Source organism: Tatumella saanichensis, assembly GCF_000439375.1.
Taxonomy (GTDB): domain Bacteria; phylum Pseudomonadota; class Gammaproteobacteria; order Enterobacterales; family Enterobacteriaceae; genus Tatumella; species Tatumella saanichensis.
Genome location: NZ_ATMI01000005.1, coordinates 48,273 through 73,175, shown reverse-complemented (window position 1 = coordinate 73,175; position 24,903 = coordinate 48,273). Strand labels below are relative to the sequence as shown.

Below are 24,903 nucleotides of genomic sequence, written 5' to 3'. Positions count from 1 at the left end.
GATCAGGCAAGCTGTCAATTGTTCCAAATAGGAAATCATCGGAGGATCCATGACTAAGTCTGAGTTGATCGAGCGCCTTGCCAGCCAGCAAACACATATTCCGGCCAAGGCTGTTGAAGATGCTGTGAAAGAGATGCTGGAACATATGGCATCTACCTTGGCTCAGGGCGATCGTATCGAAATCCGTGGATTTGGCAGTTTTTCTTTGCACTACCGCGCCCCACGTACTGGTCGTAACCCGAAAACTGGCGATAAGGTGGAACTGGAAGGTAAATACGTTCCCCACTTTAAACCCGGTAAAGAGTTACGTGACCGTGCTAATCTGGCGCTGAATGCCAAAGCCTGACTTTCAGAAGATGCTAAAAACGATACCTACTGGTATCGTTTTTTTTTGTCTATCGTTCAACAACAACTGCCGTTCTGCGGAGCAACTTCCGTAAAAATATTTCCCTCCGTTCTGTTCCTTGAATACCCTGCCAAATACTGCGCAACCTGTCATTACCTCGCTGTTGTCCATTGCACCACACTGTCATAGTCTCCTTTTTCGACGGGGGAGCCATGTGAATCTTACTGCTTGTTGCCTTATTATCGTGACGGCGGTGGCAATGCTACTGTTTCTACCACAACTACCGAGTCGTGGGCTGATAGGATTTTTGTTGCTGTTGTCATTATGGCTAGTCCGCCGTGATAACAGAGTCTGGCAATGCGGGGCGCTATTTATCTGGGTATTCTGCTGGGCCGCGACCTCTGCTCAGCAGCAACTGTCACAGATACGTGCACTGACCCTCCGTCCGATCACGGCTGAGGTGACTGTCAGCGCGGTAGAGCCCTTTAAAGAACGTGTTAAGGTGCGTATTCGTCGCAGTGATCAGGCGGTGTTGTTCCCGGTACTGTCGGCCTGGATCTACAGTCAAGGCACTATGCTGGATATCTGTCCCGGTCAGCGCTGGGTTATGAGGCTACGGCTAAAACCCGTGCACAGTCTACTGAACGAAGGGGGTTATGACAGTCAGCGCAATGCACTGGCTAACGGTATACCCCTGCAGGGACAAATGCTGGACAAAACAGCCCTTAATGCTGCCTGTGACTTACGTAGCCGAGTGATTAGCGCCAGCGAGGTGGAAACGGATAGACTTACCTACAGTGGTGTGATCCGCGCGCTATTATTCGGGTTACGGGATACCCTACCGCCATCGGTGTCACAGTTATTCCGCGTGACCGGTATCGCCCACCTGATGGCGATTTCTGGGATGCATATTGGCTTGGTTGCGGGCATCGGTTGGTGGCTGTTACGGGCAATACAGAGAGTGTTACCACACTGTTTGCTGCACCCGATAGTTCCTCGTGTTGGCAGCTTGGTGCTGGCTGCCTGTTACACTTGGTTGTCTGGGGGGCAGCCTCCAGCACTGAGGGCTATGCTGGCTATGACCCTTTGGTATCTGTTCCGTCAGCGCTTTCAGAATGTCAGTAGCTGGCAGGTGTGGTTGTTATGTGGGGCACTGTTATTGGTGAGTGACCCGTTGCTGGCCTTATCGGACAGCTTCTGGCTTTCCTGGTTAGCGGTACTGATGCTGCTGAGCTGGTACCGCTGGTTCCCGCTGTCGCCACCGTATGCCCGCGGCCGACGCTGGCATTTGTTGCAATTGTTACATCTACAGGCTGGAATGCTGCTATTGATGCTGCCGCTGCAAGCGCTGCTGTTCAAAGGCATCAGCCTCAGTGCGTTGGCCACCAATATGGTGGCGATCCCCTTGGTGTCGTTGGTGACTCTGCCACTTAGTGCGTTAGCATTGCTGCTACTGCCTACTGGTCACTCTGGCGGCATATGGCAGTTGGCCGATGACTCACTGCAGTGGCTGGTGTTGTTGCTAGAAAGTCCACCACCGGGATGGCGATCGGTAACAGATTTCAGTTTGTGGGCAGTATTAGTCTGGGGGGGACTGGCCGTGACGCGCAGTCTGTTGATCCTTCGCTTTCCCGGACACTGTCTTGCCATACTGTTGTGCTGTCTTCTGTGGCGCTACCCTGTACGAAAGGAGTTATGGCGTGTTGATATGCTGGACGTCGGCCATGGCTTGTCGGTAGTGATCCGCCAAGGAGATGAAGCCGTCATTTATGATACCGGTAATCGCTGGCAAACCAGCGATGCCGGGCAACTTATCATCGTACCCTGGCTGCTACAGCAGGGGTTGCGGCCGCAACAAGTGATCATTAGCCACCGCCATCTCGATCATTATGGTGGTTGGCAGTCACTACAGGCGAGGTGGCCACAGTTGCCACTGCGCACAGCATTTGCCACCGCGGGGTCGCTTTCCTGCCAGCGCGGTGATCAATGGCAATGGCAGCGACTCAATTTCAAGGTACTGTGGCCGCCCGTCCGACAGTCGCGCAGTGGCAATAATGATTCCTGTGTAATCAGCGTTTCAGACGGTCGCTTTAGCCTATTGCTGACCGGTGATATTGAACGGCAAGGGGAGCAACAACTGGTCGCGCTAGAGAAGCAGCGATTAGCCTCGACCTTTATCCAAGTTCCACACCATGGCAGCAATACCTCCTCGCTGCCGGTATTGCTGCGCAGGGTACAAGGGCAGGTGGCTATAGCCTCGTTGGCTCGCTACAACGCGTGGAAAATGCCATCATCCTCGGTGATTAGCCGTTACCGCGATAATGGATTTCGTTGGTTTGATACGGCTGTGTCTGGTCAGATTACCTTGAAGATTGACAATCGGGGCTACCAGATTTCACAACTGCGCGAAGAAATTTTCCCACGCTGGTATCATCAGTGGTTTGGTGTGAAACCTGATTACAGGTAGAATAGGTAGCAATATCAAACAACGTGAAGAAATAATGCATCCAGATAAAGATCTCTCAACATGGCAGACATTCCGTCGACTCTGGCCAATGATTGCGCCGCATAAGGCGGGGCTGGTGGTATCAGCAATTGCTCTGATACTGAACGCAGCCGGCGATACCTTGATGTTATCGCTCCTCAAACCTTTACTTGATGATGGCTTTGGTAAGGCTGATAAATCCGTTTTAGTCTGGATGCCGCTAGCGGTCATCGGACTAATGTTGGTCCGTGGTGTGACCAGCTATATATCAAGCTACTGTATTTCCTGGGTATCCGGGAATGTTGTCATGCGTATGCGCCGTCGTTTATTTGCCCACATGATGGGCATGCCAGTTGCCTTCTTTGACCAGCAGTCTACCGGGACACTACTGTCTCGGATCACCTATGATTCAGAACAGGTCGCTTCTTCTTCTTCCAGTGCACTGGTAACAGTGGTCCGTGAAGGGGCATCGATTATTGGCCTGTTTATTATGATGTTTTACTACAGCTGGCAGTTGTCGCTGATCCTCATCGTGTTGGCGCCAATAGTTTCTATCGCCATTCGGATGGTCTCTAAACGTTTTCGTGGTATCAGTAAAACCATGCAAAATACCATGGGGCAGGTGACCACCAGTGCCGAGCAGATGCTCAAAGGGCATAAAGAAGTGTTGATCTTCGGTGGTCAAGAGATTGAAACCAAACGTTTTGATGCAGTCAGTAACCGCATGCGTCAACAGGGCATGAAGCTGGTTTCAGCGTCTTCGATTTCGGATCCGATCATCCAGTTAATCGCCTCGCTGGCACTGGCATTTGTGTTGTATGCCGCCAGTTTTCCATCGGTCATGGATACCCTAACCGCGGGGACGATTACCGTGGTGTTCTCCTCGATGATCGCCCTAATGCGTCCGTTGAAATCACTGACTAACGTCAATGCTCAGTTCCAGCGTGGAATGGCGGCTTGTCAAACACTGTTCACAATCCTTGATTCAGAACAGGAAGTGGATAACGGTAAGTTGGAGATTGATCGTGCTCGGGGAGATATCCAATTTAAAGATGTCACTTTCTGCTATCCAGGGCGTGAAGTGCCAGCGTTGCGTAATATTACCATGGACCTGCCTGCAGGTAAGACCGTGGCCTTGGTAGGGCGGTCCGGTTCAGGTAAATCGACCATTGCCAGCCTATTGACCCGTTTTTACGATATTCAGTCCGGTGAAATCACCCTTGATGGGCATGATCTAAGTGAATATACCCTGCAATCGCTGCGCAATCAGGTCGCACTGGTTTCACAGAATGTGCACCTGTTTAACGACACTATCGCCAACAATATCGCCTACGCCCGTGAGTCTCAGTACAGCCGCGAAGAGATCGAAAAGGTCGCCAAAATGGCCCATGCCATGGACTTTATCAGTAAGATGGAAAATGGCCTTGATACGGTAATCGGTGAGAACGGTGTACTACTGTCCGGCGGACAACGTCAGCGTATCGCCATTGCCCGTGCTTTACTGCGCGATTGTCCGGTGCTGATCCTTGATGAAGCCACCTCGGCTCTGGATACTGAATCGGAACGTGCCATTCAGTCAGCATTGGATGAACTCCAGAAAAACCGGACTTCACTGGTGATTGCTCACCGTCTGTCGACCATCGAAAAGGCTGATCAGATCGTGGTAGTGGAAGACGGCCGCATTATCGAACGGGGTTCTCATCAGGAACTGCTAGAGAGCCGTGGTGCCTACGCACAGTTGCATAACATGCAATTCGGCCAATGATTGAACGCTTGTGGAGCGGTAAGTGCGGGGGCTGGCGGCTATTGCTGCCATTCTCGCTGCTATACGGTGCTATGACGGCATTGATCCGTTGGAGTTATCGCACTGGCTTGCGCCGCCGTTGGCGTGCACCGGTGCCGGTGGTGGTGGTCGGTAACCTGACTGCCGGCGGGAACGGCAAAACACCGGTGGTGATCTGGCTGACGGAACAACTGCAACAACGTGGATTACGGGTCGGCGTGGTCTCCAGAGGTTATGGCGGTAAGGCCGCCCATTATCCGTTGTTACTGGATGAACAGACGTTAACGGCAGAGGCCGGTGATGAGCCGGTACTTATCCACCAACGTACCGGCGTACCGGTGGCGGTTGCGCCACGGCGTGTTGAAGCGGTCAAGGCATTACTAGCTGCTTCTCCTGTCGACGTCATCGTGACCGATGATGGCCTGCAACACTATGCGTTGCAACGAGACATCGAAGTGGTGGTGGTTGATGGTATGCGTCGTTTCGGTAATGGCTGGTGGCTACCAGCAGGACCGATGCGTGAGCGTGCATCGCGGTTGGACTCGGTGGATGCGGTGATCGTTAACGGTGGTGTTGCTAACAGCGGTGAAATTGCGATGCATTTGCAACCTGGTCAAGCGGTAAATCTGCTTAGCGGAGCAACCTGCCCTGTCACCGATCTCTGTCAGGTCGTGGCCATGGCCGGTATTGGTCATCCACCGCGTTTCTTTGCCACGCTCAGATCCCTTGGCGTTACCCCGGTCTCCGAGATTGCCTATGCCGATCACCATGCATATACGGCACAGGAACTGACAGCGACCATAGCTCCCGGTCAGGCTTTACTGATGACTGAAAAAGATGCGGTTAAGTGCCGTGCCTTCGCGGCAGAGGACTGGTGGTATCTTCCAGTGACAGCACAGTTGGATGGCCGTCAGTCACAGCAACTTCTCGAGACCATTAGCAATTTGGCGCGCGCGCGTTGATATAGGCTGGACCTAAAATCATTCCCCTGAACAGAGGCCACTAGGCCTCTGTTTTCTTTTGCAGAGCGACAAACAATGTCTCCTCTCTGGACGGCTGTGATATGCTAGCTTTCTGATTTCAGCGGTCCGTGACGGAGGAAATATGGATCACCGTTTACTCGAAATAGTGGCATGTCCGGTTTGCAACGGTAAGTTGCAGTTTCAATCATCAACCCAAGAATTGATCTGTAAGGCCGACGGCTTGGCGTATCCGGTTCGTGATGGTATTCCGGTATTGTTAGAAAATGAAGCCCGTTCACTGACAGCGGAAGAGAGCCTGTCATGAGTTTTGTGGTCATCATTCCTGCACGCTACGCCTCAACCCGTTTACCCGGTAAGCCGCTGGTGGATATTCATGGCCAGCCGATGGTAATTCATGTGCTGCGCCAGGCCCAGGCATCCGGTGCAAACCGTGTGATTGTGGCGACCGACCATCCGGATGTTGCGGCGGCAGTGACCGCTGCCGGTGGTGAAGTCTGTATGACCCGGGAAGATCACCAATCGGGCACTGAACGCTTGGCGGAGGTCATTGAGTCGTGCCAGTTCGCCGACGATGATATTATTGTGAATGTGCAGGGTGATGAACCACTGATACCACCGGTTATTATTCGTCAAGTGGCAGATAATCTCGCGGCCGCAACCTCTGGAATGGCCACACTGGCGGTGCCTCTGACCGATGCGGAAGAGGCATTTAATCCGAATGCGGTAAAAGTGGTCACAGACCATCAGGGCTATGCCCTCTACTTTTCCCGTGCCACCATCCCGTGGGATCGTGAGCGGTATGCCCATTCAAATCAGCAGGTTGGGGATGGCTTATTACGCCATATAGGCATTTACGCCTACCGGGCCGGTTTTATCCGTCGTTACGTAAACTGGCAACCTTGTGCCCTCGAGCAGATTGAACTCCTCGAGCAGTTGCGGGTATTGTGGTATGGCGAGAAGATTCACGTGGATGTTGCCCATGAGACTCCGCAGGTTGGGGTGGACACCGAGGTAGACCTCCAACGGGTTAGAGCGATCTTGGCTGACATATAAACTGACACAGGGGTAGATCAGGGATGATATACCCGTCCGCACGGCTTGCTGTGTAGACTTGGTTTCCGGAGGAAGCATGGAACTGTTGAAGTCCGAACTCAGTATGATCCTCGGCGAACCCATTAGCCGAGTAGAACCCCTTAGCCATCAACCGCAATCCTGCCTGTTCGCGCTCTATGATCAATCAGGGCAAGCCATGCCAATGGCGGTACGCTGTTTTACTCGCCCTGGTTTGGCGGAACAGGAAGCCCGTAAGCTGATGCTACTGCGTGACAACAGTCAAGTCCGTGTTCCCTCTGTCTATGCAGTAGTGGTGAGTGAACGTCGACCTTTCCACGAACTGCTTTTGCTAGAACGGCTGGGCGGGATCTCCCTAGAAGCACCTATCCGTTCATCTCAACACTGCCAGCAGCTAACAGGGCAGGTCGCTGCGGCTCTGCGTCAATGGCACCAGCAGCCCTCGCAGGGGCTGAGCGGTTATGTGGACAGCAGTCAGCCTCTGAACTGGTCCGACTGGTTTTCTCAGTACAGTGCCGTGCTATTTTCGTTATTACGTCATAAACAGCAGCAGGGGATTTCTGCTGAAGATCGACAGTTTCTTTTTCAGACCCGCGATTGTCATCGAAAACTGTTTGCCGACCTCCAGGCACCTAATGTCATGGTGCACGGTAATCTACAACTCAGTACCTTATTAAAAGACCCCCGCACGGAGCAGTTACTGGCCATTGTTCAGCCAGGTAGAATGCTGTGGGCGCCAGCGGAGTACGATCTGTTTCGGCTGCAAGAAAGCCACCTTGGCCGACAGATTGTCAGTGCTTATCTCAGCCAAGCAGAGGTAGATGAAGGCTTTGTGTGGCGAAATGCCCTCTACCGGCTGTGGTATCAAGTCGAACTGCAGGTGCACAATCAGCCTTTTTGTGCTGACATCTTTCGGCAAGCCAAGGCTGATTTGCTGCCTTGGCTTGAGTGAATTCTGCTAGCTACGGATCTGTTGCCATGCTCGACCTAGGGTCTCATACCAGGCGCGTTCACTGTGTGCCAGCCATAATGGCGAAGGGGTAAACCGCTCCCAAAAATTTAACGGACTGGTAATGGCCAACTGGTTAGCCGGAGCGGCCAGTGGCGAGAGCCCGGCACGCTTAAAAAACACCATCGCACGCGGCATATGGTTGGCCGAGGTCACCAGGATCAGCGGCTGATCGCCGACCTGCTGCTTAACCGCTATCGCTTCTTCGGCAGTGTCTTTTGGCTGATCAAGTTCAATGATATCGGTAGCGGGTACCCCCAGAGAGCGGGCAACCTCTGCCGCAACACTGGCGTTACTGCGCGGGTTATTCTGTGCCCGAGCGCCGGTAAAGATCAGCTTAGCTCCTGGGGAAAGTCGCCACTGGCGGATCCCTTCCACCACCCGCGGCAAACTGTTACTGATCAAGTTGGAACCTGGTGCCCAGCGCGGATTATAGGTATAGCCACCTCCCAATACGACGATATAGGCTGCATGATGTTCACCCTCCAAGGTCGGATAGTGATTTTCCAAGGGTGCTAACAGATGGTCAGAGACTGGCTGTAGGCTCAGGAGCAACAGCATGCCGAGACTACCGGTCAGTAGAATTTTTGCCAGCGTTTGGCGGCGGCTAAACCACAACAGCAGCAGACCAAAAGCGGCCAGCAACAAGAGTAAAGGCAGGGGTAGCAACAGTGCCCCGATCATTTTCTTTGCCATAAAAAGCATAAACATCACCAGTTTTGTCTGAAAAAACAGCAGCCGAATGCAATATATAGGATGAAAGATTCATTCTTGCACGACCTGTGCCAAAATAGCATATTTCCACTGTTTTCAGACCGGAGCTGTTGCTATGAAGGATCGTAATTTCGATGACCTTGCGGAGAAGTTTTCGCAAAATATCTACGGCACCGCTAAAGGTCAGATCCGTCAGGCGATCCTTCGTGATGAACTCGATGAGATTTTCACCACGCTGCCCGCCGGCCCACTGTCAATCGTCGATGCAGGCGGTGGAATTGGGCAGATTTCCAGTGGCTTGGCAGCCCTTGGTCATCAGGTGTTGCTCTGTGACGTTTCTGCGGAAATGCTGGAACGGGCAGAACAGAATGCCCGCACCTTGGGTGTCAGCGATAACATGTTTTTTAAACAAATGCGTGTCCAGGCGCTGGCAGACCATTTGGATACGCCCGCGGATCTGGTATTGTTTCACGCGGTACTAGAATGGATTGCCGAACCTGAAGCTGCATTGCAGGCACTATTTCGAGTATTGAAGCCCGGCGGGGTATTATCGCTAATGTTTTATAACCTCAATGGGCTGGTGATGCAGAACCTGACATTGGGTAATTTTGGGTATCTGCGGGCAGATTTAAAAAAACGCAAAAAACGGACGCTTTCCCCTGATTATCCTCGTGACCCCTTACAGGTCTATCGCTGGTTAGAGGAGAGCGGTTTTGTCATTGAACAACGGGCAGGGATCCGAGTGTTCAGTGACTTTATCCGTGATATGCCCCCCAGTGCCAATGGCTTTGACGGGATCCTTGAAATGGAAAGGCGCTTCAGTCGTCAGGAACCTTACCTGAGCTTGGGACGCTATATTCACGTCACTGCGCGTAAACCACTGCAGAAGGATCAATTATGAGTGATTTTTCCCAGACGATCCCGGAGCTGGTCTCCTGGGCCCGTAAAAGCGACTTTTCCTTATCGCTGCCCGCGGAACGTCTGGCTTTCCTGCTGACGATTGCGACATTGAATGGCGAGCGGATGGATGGCGAGTTGACCGAAGGTGAACTGACCGACGGTTTCCGCCATGTCAGTACTGCCTTTGATCAGACCAGCGAAACGGTTCAGGTCCGTGCCAATAATGCCATCAATGATCTGGTACGACAGCGCTTACTGAACCGTTTTACCAGTGAACAGACGGACGGGTTGGCCATCTATCGTCTGACTCCGCTTGGGATCGGTATTACTGATTACTACATTCGTCAGCGTGAATTTTCGACCCTGCGTTTATCAATGCAGTTATCCATCGTTGCCAATGAACTTAAACGGGCTGCCGATGCAGCAGAAGAAAACGGCGATGAATTTCACTGGCAGCGCAACGTCTTTGCCCCGTTGAAGTATTCGGTGGCTGAAATTTTTGACAGTATTGACCTAACACAGCGTTCGATGGATGAACAGCAGCAGAGTGTCAAACAGGATATTGCAGCACTGTTGAATAAAGACTGGCGGGCGGCGATTTCCAGCTGTGAACTGCTATTATCGGAAACATCGGGGACGCTGCGTGAACTGCAGGATACCCTCGAGGCGGCGGGAGATAAGCTGCAGGCGAACTTGCTGCGGATCCAAGATGCCACCCTTAACAGCCCGGATCTGCATTTCGTCGATAAACTGGTGTTCGATCTGCAGAATAAATTGGACCGGATCACCAGTTGGGGACAGCAGGCGATCGACTTATGGATCGGTTATGATCGCCACGTGCATAAATTCATCCGTACCGCCATTGACATGGATAAAAACCGTGTCTTTGCGCAACGTCTTCGCCAGTCAATTCAAGGATACTTTGATGCACCTTGGGCGCTAACTTATGCGAGTGCGGAACGTCTGATTGATACTCGTGATGAAGAGATGACCTTGCGGCAGGATGAAGTCACTGGGGAATTGCCGACAGAATTGGAATTTGAAGAATTTAACGAAATCAGAGAGCAGCTAGCGGCCATGATTGAAGAGGCACTGAGGGTCTATAAACAGCAGTCGCTACCCCTTAACCTGGCCACGGTGATGCGTGAATATCTGGCGCAATACCCCCGTGCCCGACACTTTGATGTGGCACGTATTGTGATAGACCAGGCGGTGCGCTTAGGTGTTTCAGAAGCTGACTTAGCAGGTTTACCTGCTGAGTGGCAGACTATTAATGATTACGGAGCCAGGGTGCAGGCACATGTCATTGACAAATATTGAACAAGTGATGCCGCTTAAGCTGGCACAGGCATTAGCAAACCCCGTATTTCCGGCGCTTGACAGCCAGTTACGTGCAGGACGACATATTGGGTTTGAAGAGTTAGATAACCATGCGTTTTTGATGGATTTCCAGAGCGAGCTTGAAGAGTTTTATGCGCGCTATCATGTGGAATTAATCCGTGCCCCAGAGGGTTTTTTCTATCTGCGTCCGCGTTCGACGACGTTGATCTCCCGGTCGGTACTGTCAGAGCTGGATATGATGGTCGGTAAGATCCTCTGTTATCTCTACCTCAGCCCAGAGCGTTTAGCCAACGAAGGGATTTTTACCCAGCAGGAACTTTACGATGAGTTGCTGTCGCTGGCGGATGAGAGCCGTTTGCTGCGTTTCGTTAACCAACGTTCTACCGGCTCAGACCTGGATCGTACAAAATTGCAGGAAAAAGTCCGAGCCTCACTGAACCGCCTCCGCCGCTTAGGCATGGTCTGGTTTATGGGCCATGACAGCAGTAAATTCCGCATTATGGAATCGGTGTTCCGTTTCGGAGCAGAAGTGCGCAGCGGCGATGAACCCCGCGAAGCACAATTACGTTTGATCCGTGACGGTGAAGGGGTTTCCCTGGAAGCCACCCCTGAGACGGCGTCAGACAGCACGGAGGCACAGCATGAACAATTCAGCGATGATGCCGCAGAAAGCGGGGAGGAAGACGAGGAATGATTGAACGTGGAAAGTTTCGTTCGCTGACGTTGATCAACTGGAACGGTTTTTTTGCCCGCACCTTTGACCTTGATAATATGGTCACTACCTTATCCGGTGGTAATGGTGCCGGTAAGTCCACCACTATGGCGGCCTTTATTACTGCCTTGATCCCGGACCTGACCTTACTGCATTTCCGTAACACCACCGAAGCTGGTGCCACCAGCGGATCGCGTGATAAAGGTCTGCACGGTAAGCTGCGTCCTGGCGTCTGTTACTCGGTACTGGATGTGATCAACTCCCGCGGCCAGCGAGTGGTGACCGGTGTGCGCCTACAGCAGATCACTGGCCGTGATAAAAAAGTCGATATCAAACCCTTCAGTCTGCACGATGTGCCGCCAGAGGTGAACCCAACCGAATTGCTGACCGAAATCGTTAATAGCCGTCAGGCAAAAGTCCTGTCGCTGAACGAAGTCAAAGAGCGTCTCGAAGCCCAAGAAGGGATCAGTTTCCGCCAGTACAACTCGGTCACTGATTACCACAGCATGATGTTTGAACAGGGTATTGTGGCCCGTCGCCTGCGCTCACAGGGAGATCGCAGCAAGTTCTATCGACTGATCGAAGCCTCTCTGTACGGCGGGATCTCCAGTGCCATTACCCGTTCTCTGCGTGACTATTTGTTACCGGAAAACGGTGGGGTACGGAAGGCGTTCCAAGATATGGAATCCGCCTTGCGTGAAAACCGCATGACCCTAGAAGCGATCCGTGTTACTCAGTCAGATCGTAATCTGTTTAAGCATCTGATCACCGAAGCGACCGACTATGTAGCGGCTGACTACATGCGACACGCCAACGAACGACGCACGCATCTGGATGAGGCTCTGCAGTTACGCAAAGAGCTATTCACCGGACGGCAGGAGCTAGCCTCTGGTCAGTACCGCCACATTGAAATGGCCCGCGAATTGGCAGAGATCCGTCATTCTGAGGCAGATCAGGAAGCGGACTACCAAGCTGCCAGCGATCATCTGACCCTAGTACAGACCGCTGTCCGTCAGCAAGAAAAAATTACCCGTTACGAAAGCGAACTGGAAGACCTGACTTACCGGCTGGAAGAGCAGCAGGAAGTGGTGGCCGAAAGTGAAGAGGTCCACGAAGAGAACCAGCAGCGGTTGGAAGATGCGGAACTGGAAGTGGATGAGCTGAAAAACCAGTTGGCAGATTTCCAGCAGGCGCTGGATGTCCAGCAGACCCGCGCCATCCAGTACCAACAGGCGATCCAGGCGTTAACCCGCGCCCGTGAACTCTGTGGCATTCCTGACCTGTCCATCGACAGTGCTGAGGAGTGGCAGGCGCGTTTTGCTGCCCGTGAAGAAGAAGCCACCGGTCAGTTACTAGCAATGGAGCAGAAACTGAGCGTTGCTGAGGCAGCACACAGTCAGTTTGAACAGGCGTTATCCCTGGTCACGCAAATTGCCGGTCCAGTTAGCCGTCATGAAGCGTGGCAGGTGGGACGCGATATTCTGCGGGAAGCGGCTGATCAGCGCCATTATGCGGATCAGTTACCTTCGTTACGCTTACGTTTGTCTGAGCTGGAACAGCGTCTGCGTGAACAACATGATGCAGAGCGTTTATTTGCCGACTTCTGCAAGAGCCAAGGCCAGCAGTACGATGCTGAAGAGTTGGAAAGCTTACACCGGGAACTGGAAGCACAGATTGCCTCCCTGTCCGACGAAGTTTCCAATGCCGGTGAGCAGCGCTTAACCTTACGCCAGCAACTGACGCAGATCCGTGAGAAAATTACCCTATTGACCGGTAAAGCCCCTCACTGGTTGGCTGCTCAGGAAATCCTCACCCAACTGAGCGAGCAGACGGGTCAGCCGCTGACCAGTTCTCAGGAAGTGACCAGTTATATGCAGCAGTTGCTAGAGCGCGAACGTGAAACCACGGTGGAACGTGATAGCGTGGCAGCCCGTAAACGTGAGACTGAAGCACAGATAGAACGTCTTAGCCAGCCGGGTGGTGCGGAAGATGCCCGCCTTAATCAGCTAGCGGAACGTTTCGGTGGAGTACTGTTATCTGAAATTTATGACGATGTCACCCTGGACGATGCCCCTTACTTCTCGGCGTTATACGGGCCGTCTCGTCACGCCATTGTGGTTCCGGATCTTTCCCTGGTTCAGGAACAACTGGCCGGACTTGAAGACTGTCCTGAAGACCTGTATCTGATTGAAGGGGACCCACAGTCCTTCGATGACAGTGTTTTCAGTGTCGATGAGCTGGAAGGGGCAGTAATTGTTAAGGTCGCTGAGCGTCAGTGGCGTTATTCCCGTTTCCCGAAAGTGCCGCTATTTGGCCGTGCTGCCCGCGAGAATCAGCTGGAGTTGCTGTACAGCGAGCGCGATAAGCTGGCTGAAAACTATGCCACCCTGTCGTTCGATGTGCAGAAGACCCAACGTCTGCATCAATCATTCAGTCGCTTTATCGGCAGCCATCTGGCGATTGCCTTTGAGCAGGATCCTGAACAGCAGATCCGTGAACTTAACGGCCAACGTTTTGAGATTGAGCGTAAGCTTAATCAGCATGAAACCGAGACTCAGCAGCAGCGTCAGCAATTTGAGATTGCTAAAGAAGGTGTTGCTCGGCTAAACCGTCTGTTGCCACGTATCAGCCTATTGCTGGATGACACGCTGGCAGATCGCTGTGAAGAGATCCGTGAACAGGTTGAAGAGGCGCAGGAAGCTTCCCGTTTCCTGCACCAGCATGCCGCGCGTATTCATAAATTGGAACCTGTGCTGTCAGCCTTGCAAAACGATCCGCAGCAGCACCAGCAGCTACAGGCCGACTACCAGACTGCCCAGCAGAAACAGCGTGAATACCGTCAGCAGTCGTTTGCCCTGACCGAAGTGATCCAGCGCCGTTCGCACTTCAGCTACACCGGTTCGGCCACCATGTTGGACGGCAACAGTGACTTGAGCCATAAGTTACGCCAACAATTAGAGCAGGCTGAAAGTGAGCGTGCCCGTGCCCGTGAACGTCTTCGTGAACATCAGGGCATGCTGACCCAGTATTCACAGCTGCTGGCCTCCCTGAAAAGTGCCTATGATGCCCGTCAAGATATGCTTAAAGAGTTGCATCAGGAGATGCAGGCTATTGGCGTCACTGCGGATGTTCGTGCCGAAGAGCGTGCCAAAGCCCGTCGTGATGAACTGTATGAAGCCCTGAGTCGTAACCGTGCGCGCACTAATCAGCTGGAAAAACAGATCTCCTTCTCTGAAGCGGAAATGGATTCGTTGCAGAAGCGCTTGCGTAAGCTGGAGCGCGATTACGCTCAACAGCGTGAGCAGGTCGTCAGTGCCAAAGCGGGCTGGTGTACCGTGATGCGTTTAGTGAAAGATAACGGTATTGAGCGCCGCCTGCACCGACGTGAACTGGCCTACTTAAGTGGCGATGAGCTACGTTCTATGTCAGATAAAGCGCTGGGTGCTCTGCGACTTGCCGTGGCAGATAACGAGCATCTGCGCGATGTATTGCGTCTGTCAGAAGATCCGAAGTATCCAGAGCGAAAAATCCGCTTCTTTATCGCGGTTTACCAGCATCTGCGTGAGCGTATCCGCCAAGATATCATCCGTACCGATGACCCGGTAGAAGCGATTGAGCAGATGGAGATTGAACTGAACCGTCTGACGGAAGAGCTGACTGCCCGTGAAAAACATTTGGCCATCAGTTCTCGTAGTGCGGCCAACATTATTCGCAAAACCATTCAGCGTGAGCAAAACCGTATCCGGCAGCTTAACCAAGGATTGCAGGGGGTTAGCTTTGGACAGGTCAACAGTGTCCGTCTGAACGTGAATGTCCGTGAAGCGCACTCGGTGTTACTGGAGACACTGGCCAGTGACCATGAGCACCAGGATCTGTTCACCAGTCCGCGACTGACCTTCTCGGAAGCACTGGCAAAACTGTACCAGCGTTTGAACCCGCACATCGATATGGGACAGCGCACCCCACAGGTGATCGGTGAAGAGCTGCTGGATTACCGCAACTACTTAGAAATGGAAGTTGAGGTTAACCGTGGATCGGATGGCTGGTTAAGAGCCGAGAGTGGGGCACTTTCTACCGGAGAGGCTATCGGTACTGGGATGTCGATTCTGGTGATGGTAGTACAGAGCTGGGAGGAAGAGTCGCGTCGCCTGCGCGGCAAAGATATTTCTCCATGCCGCTTGTTGTTCCTTGACGAAGCTGCACGTCTGGATGGTCGTTCCATTGCTACGCTGTTTGAACTCTGTGAACGCTTGGACATGCAGTTAGTGATCGCGGCACCGGAAAATATCAGTCCGGAAAAAGGCACCACCTACAAGTTGGTGCGTAAAGTGGTGAACAACACCGAACATGTCCATGTGGTCGGTCTGCGGGGCTTTGTACCAGAGTCTACTTCCGACAGCCGGTCGCTAGGTGACAGTGGTGGATACTGACTGGTGTTGAAACAGTAATTGAATGACATAAAACGGTATTTGTCTTTACGCAAATACCGTTTTATTGTTTTCAGCAAGAGTAACGGTGTGAAAATAATAAAACTGAGCTAATGTTGTTGCTTACGGTAAGAGATCAGGAGGCAGGGATGTTGTATAACGGGCGTAAATTAAAACCCGCCGCGATGCTATGCGGAGTATCGTTATTGCTGGCCAGTTTACCGCTGGCTGCTCAACCGCTCAGCAATCATGCTTCGGCATTGCATAATACTGAGACAGTAGAAAGGGGACAAAATTTCCGTCAAGTAGCAGATTCTTTACCGGCCAGTGTCACGCTCAATTATTCTGCAGAATTGGCCGCCCTATATCACTACGGTCGTTTTCGTGCAATGTGGCAAGACCCTTCAGCAGTCAGCCATTTCGAGCAACAACTGGCTGAAGTTGCTCTTTCTGGTGTTCAGCCCCGTTTCGGGCAATGGCTCAATGCATTATCTCGTCGTGATCTGACTTCTCAGCAGAAAGATCTGGTACTGTCGGATGCGATGCTCGGTTATTTACAGTTTGTGACTGAGGTTCCGCAGAAAGGGGAAACGTGGCTTTACAGCGACACCCCTTACACCTTGGCACTGCCCGCACAAGGAATGATCAACCGCTGGCAATCGTCGCTGACCCAACATCAGCTTGATGCTTTTATCGCTTCACTGGTGCCAAATCATCCGCTTTATCGGCCGATGCAGGTAGCCCTAAAAAAAATACTGGCAGATCACCAGCACTGGCCGCAACTCACCGCGCGCGGCTCACTGCGCCCAGGAGATGTTAGTCCGGAGGTGCCGGTACTGCGCGATATTTTGGTGCGTTCGGGAATGCTGAGCGCCTCAGCAACCCCGCCACCGCTGCAAACCACTTCATCAGCGCCGATGACGGCCGCTGACCCACAGGGTGGCACGGTGAGTCAAGGCAGTATGCTGCATCCACAGACCAATAATACTGCGCCTAGCACTGCTAATAGCAGCGGTATGCCGCTGGCAGACAGTACGGTTAATCCAGCCAATGTCTATTCTGCGGACCTGGTGGAAGCGGTGAAACGCTTTCAGCACTGTCAGGGGCTAGCGTCTGATGGCGTCATTGGGCCACGCACTCGTGACTGGCTGAATGTGACGCCACGCATACGCGCTGGCTTACTGGCATTGAACATGCAGCGTCTGCGTCTGCTACCGGATGATATGCATAACGGTATCATGGTCAATATCCCTGATTTCGCACTTAACTATTACGAGCAGGGGCAGACTATCCTCAGCTCTCGGGTCATTGTTGGACGGCCGGATCGTAAAACACCGCTGATGCGCAGTGCCCTCAACAGTGTGGTGCTTAATCCACCGTGGAATCCACCCACTAGCTTGGTGAAAGAAGATATCGTGCCTAAAGCCAAGAAAGACCCGAATTGGCTACAGCAGCATGGTTTCACACTATTGTCTGACTGGAGCGCCAATGCACAGGTGATCAATCCGCAGAGTATCGATTGGGCAACGGTGAACCCAGCCAGTTTCCCGTATCGAGTACGTCAGGCACCAGGCCCGCAGAGTGCACTGGGGCGTTATAAATTTAATATGCCGAGTTCGGATGCGATTTATCTGCATGACACCCCTAATCATATGTTATTTGAGCGGGATATTCGGGCGATGAGTTCCGGTTGTGTCAGGATCAATAAAGCCTCACAACTGGCCGATATCCTACTACAGGAAGTCGGTTGGGATAATAGCCGAGTGGCATCAGTGATCCAACAAGGGGATACCCGTTATATCCCGATCCGTCACCGTGTACCAGTCAATCTTTACTACCTGTCGGCCTGGGTGAGCAGTGATGGTGACGCGCAGTTCCGCACTGATATTTACAACTATGATCATCAGGTCTATCGCGGACAGAGTAGTGCTGCTGAGGCAGAAAAAATCTTATTATGATCACCAGGGTCAGCCTTGTCTCGCCAGCCGGTAGGTGGCGAGCGGTTGATCCTCTTTTTCTGCACGGTATCGGTGCTTTCCTGAATAGCTGACTTGACGCGGTCAGAGCATCTGCGTAAGGTGCATCTGTCTGTTTTTTGTTCTACTGTTCAGGTCAGCGTTATCATGGATAAAATTAATTCCCATCGTAGAAAAATTCTGCTGTCAGGTATGGCTGTTGCCGGTCTGACGTTATTACCGGGACTGTCCGAAGCCTCAATGTCAGCTTCCCGCCCTCGTATTCTGACATTAAATAACTTGCATACTGGCGAATCCTTGCGGGCCGAGTTCTTCAACGGTAAGAGCTATAACCAAGAAGAGCTGGCACGTCTCAACCACTTCTTCCGAGACTACCGTTGTAATCAGGTGAAAACTATCGACCCGCATCTATTTGACCAGCTCTATCGCCTACAGGTGATGCTTGGTACCCGTAAACCGGTACAGTTAATCTCGGGTTATCGGTCATTGGCCACCAATAATCGCTTACGGGAAACCAGCGACGGCGTTGCCAAACACAGTTATCATACCCGTGGTCAGGCAATGGACTTCCATATTGAAGGCTTACAACTGACACAGGTACGGGCTGCCGCCCTGAAATTACGGGCGGGTGGCGTCGGCTATTATCCGAAAAGTAATTTTATCCATATTGATACCGGACCGGTGCGTCACTGGTCATAAGAGTGTTTCACAGAGGTAAGCAGTGAGTCAGTTACAATATCAGAGCGTCCCAGTCACGGCATTCGCGCAGAATTGCTCCATTATCTGGTGTGCAGAGCAAGGTGATTGTGCGGTGATCGATCCGGGCGGCGATGCACCGCTGATTAAGCAGGCTCTCGCCAGTGCAGGGCGCACCCCACAAATGATCCTGTTGACCCATGGACATCTTGATCATGCGGGGGCAGCCGCTGAACTTGCTGCCGAATACGGAATTCCTGTGGTTGGCCCTGACCTGCGAGATCGTTTTTTACTGGATGCTATGCCACAGCAAAGTCAGATGTTTGGTTTTCCTTACTGCGCCCCCCTACAGCCCGACCGCTGGCTAGAAGAGGGAGAAGTACTGTCGCTGGGTAACCTGCGTCTGGAAGTGCTGCACTGCCCGGGGCATACTCCGGGACATGTCGTATTTTTTGAGCGCAACAGCCGTCTACTGTTCTCAGGAGATGTGATCTTCAAAGGCGGTGTCGGGCGAACTGATTTCCCACAAGGGGATCACCAACAACTGATTGAGGCGATCAGCGGCAAATTGCTGCCGCTGGGAGATGATGTCATCTTTATCCCTGGCCACGGCCCTGAGTCAACACTGGGGGCCGAACGTTTAACCAATCCGTTTCTTCGCTAGTGGCACGGTGAAAATATAAAAAGCCCGCTGACATCAGCGGGCTTTTCTATGAGGTAATCACTGCGATAGGTTGTTAGAGCACCGCAATAATCGCTTCACACAGTTGTGACATATTTTGCGGGGTCATACCGGCAATATTAATACGGCCAGAATCTACCGCGTAGATCCCAAATTCATCACGCAGTCGGTGCACCTGCTGTTTTGTTAGGCCGCTGAAGGAGAACATTCCATTTTGCTGACTAATAAAACTGAAGTCTTTGGCAGCCCCTTTTTCAGCTAAGGTGTTCACAAATAGCTGGCGCATACGTTGGATACGTTCGCGCATATCTGACAGTTCCTGTTGCCACAGGCTGCGCAGGCTTTCATCCCCAAGAATAGTGGCGACAATGGCTGCACCGTGTGCTGGTGGGTTAGAGTAGTTGGCACGGATGGCGAATTTAGCTTGGCTGAACGCGCGGTCAGCGACATCAGCATTTTCGGCTACCAGCGTAAAAGCACCGACACGTTCGTTATATAGACCGAAGTTCTTAGAATAGGAGCTGCACACCAGCAGTTCATGATGCTTGGCCGCAAAGATACGTAGTCCTTCTGCATCTTCTTCCAGCCCGCGACCAAAGCCCTGATAGGCGAAATCGAATAGCGGCAACCAGCCTCGCTCTACTGAGAGCTCTGCCAGTTGCTGCCACTGCTCTGCGGTCGGGTCAATACCGGTTGGGTTGTGACAGCAGCCATGGAATAGCACCACATCACCCGGCTGCGCCTCATTCAGAGAGGCGAGCATACCGTCAAAATTCAGCTGGTGGTTGTCGGCATCATAATAGTCATAGTGGAGTACCTCTAAGCCGCTGGCCGCAAAGATACTGTTATGGTTAGGCCAGCTTGGGTTGCTGACCCATACCCGTTTTACTCCGGTTTGCTGAACCAAGAAGTCTGCTGCAACGCGTAACGCACCGGTACCGCCAGGAGTCTGCGCAGTACGTGCGCGCCCAGAAGTAATGATCGGCGTATCTTGGCCAAACAAAAGTGCCTGTGTTTGTGCCGCGAACTCTGGATAACCATCGATGCTTAAGTAACTTTTGGTGGTCTCATTATCCAGTAAAAATTGTTCAGCCTTTTTAACACTGGTTAAGACGACGGTTTTACTGGTTTCATCTTTATAAACACCGATACCCAAGTTGATTTTAGAAGGGCGGTTATCGGCACGGAAAAGATCGGCCAGTCCCAGAATAGGATCTGCCGGTGCAGCGGAAATTGATTCAAACATGAATAAGACCCGAGTCAGAAGATATAAGTGAATTCACCTCAAGGTTATCCTGAGCGGGGAGGAATGCCAACAGCCATCGGTCAATTTTATTCTTCACTGATCAAAGTTTTTTAAAAAACAGCGGGGGAAATGGAGGCGCGGAATATTGGAAGGAAAAAAAACGGAGCCCAAAGGCTCCGTTAGGTATTACACCACAGAGGGATTAGAACTGGTAAACCAGACCTACAGCAACGGTGTCGTCGGTGTTCAGACCCAGTGGGTTGTCTTTGTTCAGCAGGTTGATCTGGTAATCAACGTAGGTAGACATGTTTTTGTTGAAGTAGTAAGTCGCACCTACATCAGCGTATTTCACCAGGTCAGCATCGCCTACGCCTTCGATATCTTTACCTTTGGTCTGGATGTATGCCAGAGAAGGACGCAGACCGAAGTCGAACTGATACTGTGCAACCAACTCGATATCCTGAGTTTTGTTAGCAAAGCCAGAAATATCTACATTGTTATGAGTACCAGAGATTGGAGTCTCGTTCTGGCCTTCTGCATAAGTTGCAGCCAGGTAAACGTTGTTTGCGTCATATTTCAGGCCGGTTGCCCACACTTGCGCGCGGTCGCCTTTACCGTAAGTCTCAGCTTTTTGATCACTGGTACGGTTCTGGGTAGCGTAAGAACCGGAGATTGCAACACCAATTGGGGTGGTGTAGCTGGTAGAGATACCGTAGCCGTCACCGTTTGAACGACGGGTATCAGTACCGCGGTCGTTTTTGCCCTGGTACTGAACGGCGAAGTCCCAGCCATTGACCAGACCAAAGAAGTTAGTGTTACGGTAGGTGGCAACACCGGTAGTACGGCCTGTCATGGTATCAGCATAACCAAAGTCACCGCCGAATTCTGGCAGCATATCGGTCCAACCCAGGGTGTCATAAACGACAGCGTAGTTACGGCCGTAGTCAAATGAACCGTACTGACCTGCATTCAGACCGGCGAAGCCCAGACGAGTTTTGGTGCCTTCAGTGGCATCATCGCCTTCGGAGTTGTTCGCTGGCAGGTTATATTCCCACTGGCCGTAACCGGTCAGCCAGCTGTTGATCTGAGTTTCGCCTTTGAAGCCCAGACGCGCGTAAGACTGGTCACCGTCGTTGCTGTCATTGCTTGAAAAATAGTGCAGACCGTCTACTTTACCGTACAGGTCCAGCTTGTTGCCGTCTTTATTATAGACTTCTGCGGCATTAGCGGCGCCTGCAACTAACAGAGCCGGGATCATAACTGCTAAAATGTTGCGCTTCATCATTTATTACCCTCATCGGAGTTTATTTGAGACTACTGCCACTGCTGTCAACAATTCTTTACAAGAACTATCAATGAAGTTTGGTGTCTTTATGTGTCTGAGGCATCTTTCCATTCATGCGATGCTATTTCTAGCCCGAATATGCTACAAAACTAAAATTTATGTTTCATTAGGAAAAAATGTATTACGAAATGTAAATATAGCGGAACTTTGTGAGATGAATCAATATTTCAGAAAAGAATAAAGCCGGCAGTTGCCGGCTTTATTATCTATATGAAATTGTTATGCTTTAATTGACTTACTAAAAATTCGCATTTCTTGGGGTACGTGGGAACGGGATCACATCCCTGACATTTTGTACGCCAGTCACATAGGCAATTAATCGTTCAAAGCCCAGACCGAAGCCAGAGTGAGGAACGGTACCGTAACGGCGCAGGTCGCGATACCACCAATAGTCTTCTTTGTTGAGTCCCATTTCTTCCAGACGCGCGTCAAAGACATCCAAGCGCTCTTCACGCTGAGAGCCGCCGATGATTTCGCCGATACCGGGAGCCAGGACGTCCATCGCTGCCACGGTTTTACCGTCGTCGTTGAGACGCATATAAAATGCTTTGATATCTTTCGGGTAGTTTTTCACGACCACCGGTGCAGCAAAGTGTTTCTCTGCCAAATAGCGCTCATGTTCGGAAGAAAGGTCGATGCCCCAAGCCACCGGATTTTCAAATTTCTGGCCACTTTTCAGTAGGATGTCGATAGCATCGCTATAATCTATCTGCGCAAAATCAGCGGAGACAAACTTTTCCAGACGAGAAATGGCTTCTTTATCGACACGCTCTGCAAAAAATGCCATATCGTCTGCACGTTCAGCCAAAACCGCCTTAAAGGCATATTTCAGCATTGCTTCGGCCAATGCCGCGGCATCATCCAGTTCTGCGAAGGCAATTTCCGGCTCGATCATCCAGAATTCCGCCAAGTGACGGCTAGTATTGGAGTTTTCAGCACGGAAAGTGGGGCCAAAGGTATAGATTTTTGACAGTGCGCTAGCATAAGTCTCACCGTTCAGCTGACCGGAGACCGTCAGGAATGCTTCTTGGCCAAAAAAGTCTTCATTAAAATCGACTTTACCTTCAGGGGTACGTGGCAGGTTTTCTAGATCCAGGGTAGAGACACGGAACAGTTCACCGGCACCTTCGGTATCTGAGGCAGTGATCAGCGGCGTGGAGACCCAGAAATAACCATTCTCATGGAAGAAGCGGTGGATCGCTTGGGCCAAAGTATGGCGTACGCGGGCAACCGCACCGATTAGGTTGGTACGCGGACGCAGGTGGGCGACTTCGCGCAGGTATTCGATACTGTGACGCTTGGCGGCCATTGGGTAGCTATCAGGATCATCAACCCAGCCCGTCACTTCTACTGCACTGGCCACGATCTCGAAGGCTTGGCCTTGGCCAGGAGATTCCACCACTTTACCGGTAATGATCACCGAGCAGCCGGTGGTCAGGTGCAGAACGTCATCCTGATAATTAGTAAGCGAATTATTGACAACTGCCTGAACAGGATTAAAGCAGGAACCGTCATAAATGGCGATAAAAGAAAGACCGGCTTTGGAATCTCTACGGGTACGGACCCAGCCGCGCACTGTGACTTCACTGTCAACAGCGACCCGGCCTTGCAGTACGTCCACTACAGGCACTACGCTCATAATTATCTCTCTATTCAAAATTAGTTTACACGTATCCCGCTCAGGGACAGGGTTATGTTACTTGCGAGTTTACAGGAAACAAGAAAAATTACGCCAAGCGAGCGAAATCATTCGCCGGAAAGACGGAGAATCCGTTCTCCTGAGGGTTTTCAACTAGCGCGGCGGATTGCCGGCAAATCGAAGGCTTCTTCAAGGGCCCGCACAAAGGATTGATCCTGGCAAATGGTTTTCCCCGGACTGTCCGACAGTTTAGCCACCGGTCTACCATTACAACTCACCAATTTAATCACAATATTGAGCGGAGTGACCCCAGGAATATCGCAAGTAAGACGAGTACCAATACCGAAGCTAAGATTGATACGAGTATCAAAGTGGCGATATAACGCCAGTGCTTTATCTAAGGTGAGATTATCGGAGAACACCAAGGTTTTGCTCTGTGGGTCAATACCCAGCTTATGATAATGACGGATGATTTTTTCACCCCATTCTAGCGGATCCCCAGAATCATGACGCAGCCCCTGGTATCGGCTGGCATAATCATGCCCGAAGTCACGCAGGAAAGCATCGGTAGAAATACAATCGGTTAAGGCGATCCCTAACTTATCGGGATATTCTTCAAGCCAGACATCCAGTGCAGCACGTTGGCTATTGGCCAGTATTGGACTTATCTGCTGATGGGCTTGGAACCATTCGTGTGCCTGGGTACCCACCGGAGTCAGTGAAAGACGGCGGGCCAAATCATAGTTACTGGTGCCATAAAACCACGGTGCCTGCTGCTGTAATGTTTCAACTATCGCTTGCTGTACATGACGGGAATAGCGACGTCGGGTGCCGAAATCCATCACCCTGAAACGGGACAGGTCGGTGTGCGCGCTGGCACGTTGAAAATCTTCCAGCTTCTGATTCAGAGTCGCGACTGCTAACTCAACGCCAGCTTCAGGGGTACGATGGCGGTGCACTCGTTCACTGATCAGTGCCAGCAAGGGAATTTCCCAGAGGATCACCTCTACCCATGGGCCACTGAGGCTGATATGTAATTTCCCTTGGTGGTCTTCAACATTGACCTGTTGCGGCTTAAAGCGGAAACCTTTTAGCCATTGCAGATAGTCAGCGGAGAAGAAGGGCAATTGTGATAGCCAGGCGAACTCCTGTTGCTGCAGGCGTAGGTTCTGCAACTTATCGATTTGCTGGCGGATTTCTGCGGCATACTCACCGGGAATATCTTCTCCGCGACAGCGAAATTCTGCGCTGACATGAAGGTCCCGATAGTGATGGTATACCGCCTGCTGCATATGCAGTTTGTAGGCATCCGTATCCAGCAATGAGGTAATGATCGGACGGTCATCTGCTTTCATGGCGCTTTTATGCATCCCAATTGTCAGGCACCAGGCCCTGTCAGCCAATGTTAAGAATATTAAACAACCTCTGCAGTATAACGATATCTGCTAAAAAGGGAATCCGGGAAGGGCACACTAAATGCGGCGCTCACCCGTTTGTAGCCAGAATACTTTCCGATGTAAGGAGATAACGTTGTTTCTGGAAACCGGT

19 protein-coding genes are annotated in these 24,903 nt (G+C 51.7%); 14 read left to right on the top strand and 5 right to left on the bottom strand.

From position 1 onward, the window contains the following. Nucleotides 1-49: 49 nt before the first annotated feature. From ihfB to DW47_RS0103730, 7 genes are all read left to right on the top strand, one after another. Nucleotides 50-346, top strand: coding sequence for an integration host factor subunit beta (ihfB, locus tag DW47_RS0103765; protein ID WP_029685008.1), 297 nt, complete (start codon nt 50-52; stop codon nt 344-346). A gap of 214 nt (nt 347-560) precedes the next feature. After that, complete coding sequence (locus DW47_RS0103755) at nt 561-2,813, top strand: DNA internalization-related competence protein ComEC/Rec2 (protein ID WP_152473129.1); 2,253 nt, start codon at nt 561-563, stop codon at nt 2,811-2,813. A gap of 34 nt (nt 2,814-2,847) precedes the next feature. Continuing rightward, complete coding sequence (msbA, locus tag DW47_RS0103750) at nt 2,848-4,596, top strand: lipid A ABC transporter ATP-binding protein/permease MsbA (protein ID WP_029685006.1); 1,749 nt, start codon at nt 2,848-2,850, stop codon at nt 4,594-4,596. Beyond that, a complete protein-coding gene (lpxK, locus tag DW47_RS0103745; protein WP_029685005.1) occupies nt 4,593-5,576 on the top strand; it encodes a tetraacyldisaccharide 4'-kinase in 984 nt (327 codons plus the stop codon). The genes msbA and lpxK overlap by 4 nt, the downstream gene beginning before the upstream one ends. Before the next feature lie 142 nt (nt 5,577-5,718). Continuing rightward, nucleotides 5,719-5,901 carry a Trm112 family protein gene (locus tag DW47_RS0103740; protein ID WP_029685004.1) on the top strand — a complete coding sequence of 61 codons (183 nt, stop codon included), beginning with the start codon at nt 5,719-5,721 and terminating at the stop codon, nt 5,899-5,901. Further along, nucleotides 5,898-6,650 (top strand): 3-deoxy-manno-octulosonate cytidylyltransferase, encoded by a 753-nt coding sequence (gene kdsB, locus DW47_RS0103735; RefSeq protein WP_029685003.1) that lies wholly within the window; start codon nt 5,898-5,900, stop codon nt 6,648-6,650. The genes DW47_RS0103740 and kdsB overlap by 4 nt, the downstream gene beginning before the upstream one ends. Nucleotides 6,651-6,726: 76 nt before the next feature. Next, on the top strand, nt 6,727-7,620 hold the full coding sequence (locus DW47_RS0103730; protein WP_029685002.1) for a phosphotransferase: 894 nt from the start codon (nt 6,727-6,729) through the stop codon (nt 7,618-7,620). Nucleotides 7,621-7,626: 6 nt separating this feature from the next. On the opposite strand, the gene elyC is transcribed toward DW47_RS0103730, so the two are convergent. Beyond that, entirely contained in the window at nt 7,627-8,382 is a 756-nt protein-coding gene (gene elyC, locus DW47_RS0103725; protein ID WP_029685001.1) for an envelope biogenesis factor ElyC, read from the bottom strand. Between the two features lie 124 nt (nt 8,383-8,506). Here elyC and cmoM point away from each other — a divergent pair, with 124 nt between their 5' ends. The 7 genes from cmoM (at nt 8,507) to DW47_RS0103690 (ending at nt 19,107) form a co-directional block, all read left to right on the top strand. After that, on the top strand, nt 8,507-9,292 hold the full coding sequence (gene cmoM, locus DW47_RS0103720) for a tRNA uridine 5-oxyacetic acid(34) methyltransferase CmoM (protein WP_029685000.1): 786 nt from the start codon (nt 8,507-8,509) through the stop codon (nt 9,290-9,292). Next, nucleotides 9,289-10,611 carry a chromosome partition protein MukF gene (gene mukF, locus DW47_RS0103715; RefSeq protein WP_029684999.1) on the top strand — a complete coding sequence of 441 codons (1,323 nt, stop codon included), beginning with the start codon at nt 9,289-9,291 and terminating at the stop codon, nt 10,609-10,611. Before cmoM ends, mukF begins: the two co-directional genes overlap by 4 nt. After that, nucleotides 10,592-11,326, top strand: coding sequence for a chromosome partition protein MukE (gene mukE, locus DW47_RS0103710; RefSeq protein ID WP_029684998.1), 735 nt, complete (start codon nt 10,592-10,594; stop codon nt 11,324-11,326). The genes mukF and mukE overlap by 20 nt, the downstream gene beginning before the upstream one ends. Next, entirely contained in the window at nt 11,323-15,774 is a 4,452-nt protein-coding gene (gene mukB / locus DW47_RS0103705; protein ID WP_029684997.1) for a chromosome partition protein MukB, read from the top strand. Before mukE ends, mukB begins: the two co-directional genes overlap by 4 nt. A 146-nt stretch (nt 15,775-15,920) precedes the next feature. Next, entirely contained in the window at nt 15,921-17,729 is a 1,809-nt protein-coding gene (ldtD, locus tag DW47_RS0103700; protein ID WP_029684996.1) for a L,D-transpeptidase, read from the top strand. A 165-nt stretch (nt 17,730-17,894) separates the two neighbouring features. Then, nucleotides 17,895-18,446 carry a peptidoglycan L,D-endopeptidase MepK gene (mepK, locus tag DW47_RS0103695; protein ID WP_029684995.1) on the top strand — a complete coding sequence of 184 codons (552 nt, stop codon included), beginning with the start codon at nt 17,895-17,897 and terminating at the stop codon, nt 18,444-18,446. 22 nt (nt 18,447-18,468) lie between these two features. Continuing rightward, on the top strand, nt 18,469-19,107 hold the full coding sequence (locus DW47_RS0103690) for an MBL fold metallo-hydrolase (RefSeq protein WP_029684994.1): 639 nt from the start codon (nt 18,469-18,471) through the stop codon (nt 19,105-19,107). A 73-nt stretch (nt 19,108-19,180) separates the two neighbouring features. Here the strand turns inward: DW47_RS0103690 and DW47_RS0103685 are convergent, their stop codons facing one another. The 4 genes from DW47_RS0103685 to pncB all read right to left on the bottom strand — a co-directional run bounded on the left by DW47_RS0103685 (nt 19,181) and on the right by pncB (nt 24,710). Continuing rightward, nucleotides 19,181-20,371: an amino acid aminotransferase gene (locus DW47_RS0103685; protein WP_029684993.1), complete on the bottom strand. Its 1,191-nt coding sequence runs from the start codon at nt 20,369-20,371 to the stop codon at nt 19,181-19,183. A gap of 202 nt (nt 20,372-20,573) precedes the next feature. After that, nucleotides 20,574-21,656 (bottom strand): porin OmpF, encoded by a 1,083-nt coding sequence (gene ompF, locus DW47_RS0103680; RefSeq protein WP_029684992.1) that lies wholly within the window; start codon nt 21,654-21,656, stop codon nt 20,574-20,576. A 298-nt stretch (nt 21,657-21,954) separates the two neighbouring features. Further along, complete coding sequence (gene asnS / locus DW47_RS0103675; protein ID WP_029684991.1) at nt 21,955-23,355, bottom strand: asparagine--tRNA ligase; 1,401 nt, start codon at nt 23,353-23,355, stop codon at nt 21,955-21,957. A gap of 149 nt (nt 23,356-23,504) precedes the next feature. Further along, nucleotides 23,505-24,710, bottom strand: a complete 1,206-nt coding sequence (pncB, locus tag DW47_RS0103670) for a nicotinate phosphoribosyltransferase (RefSeq protein WP_029684990.1) — start codon at nt 24,708-24,710, stop codon at nt 23,505-23,507. Between the last annotated feature and the right edge of the window lie 193 nt (nt 24,711-24,903).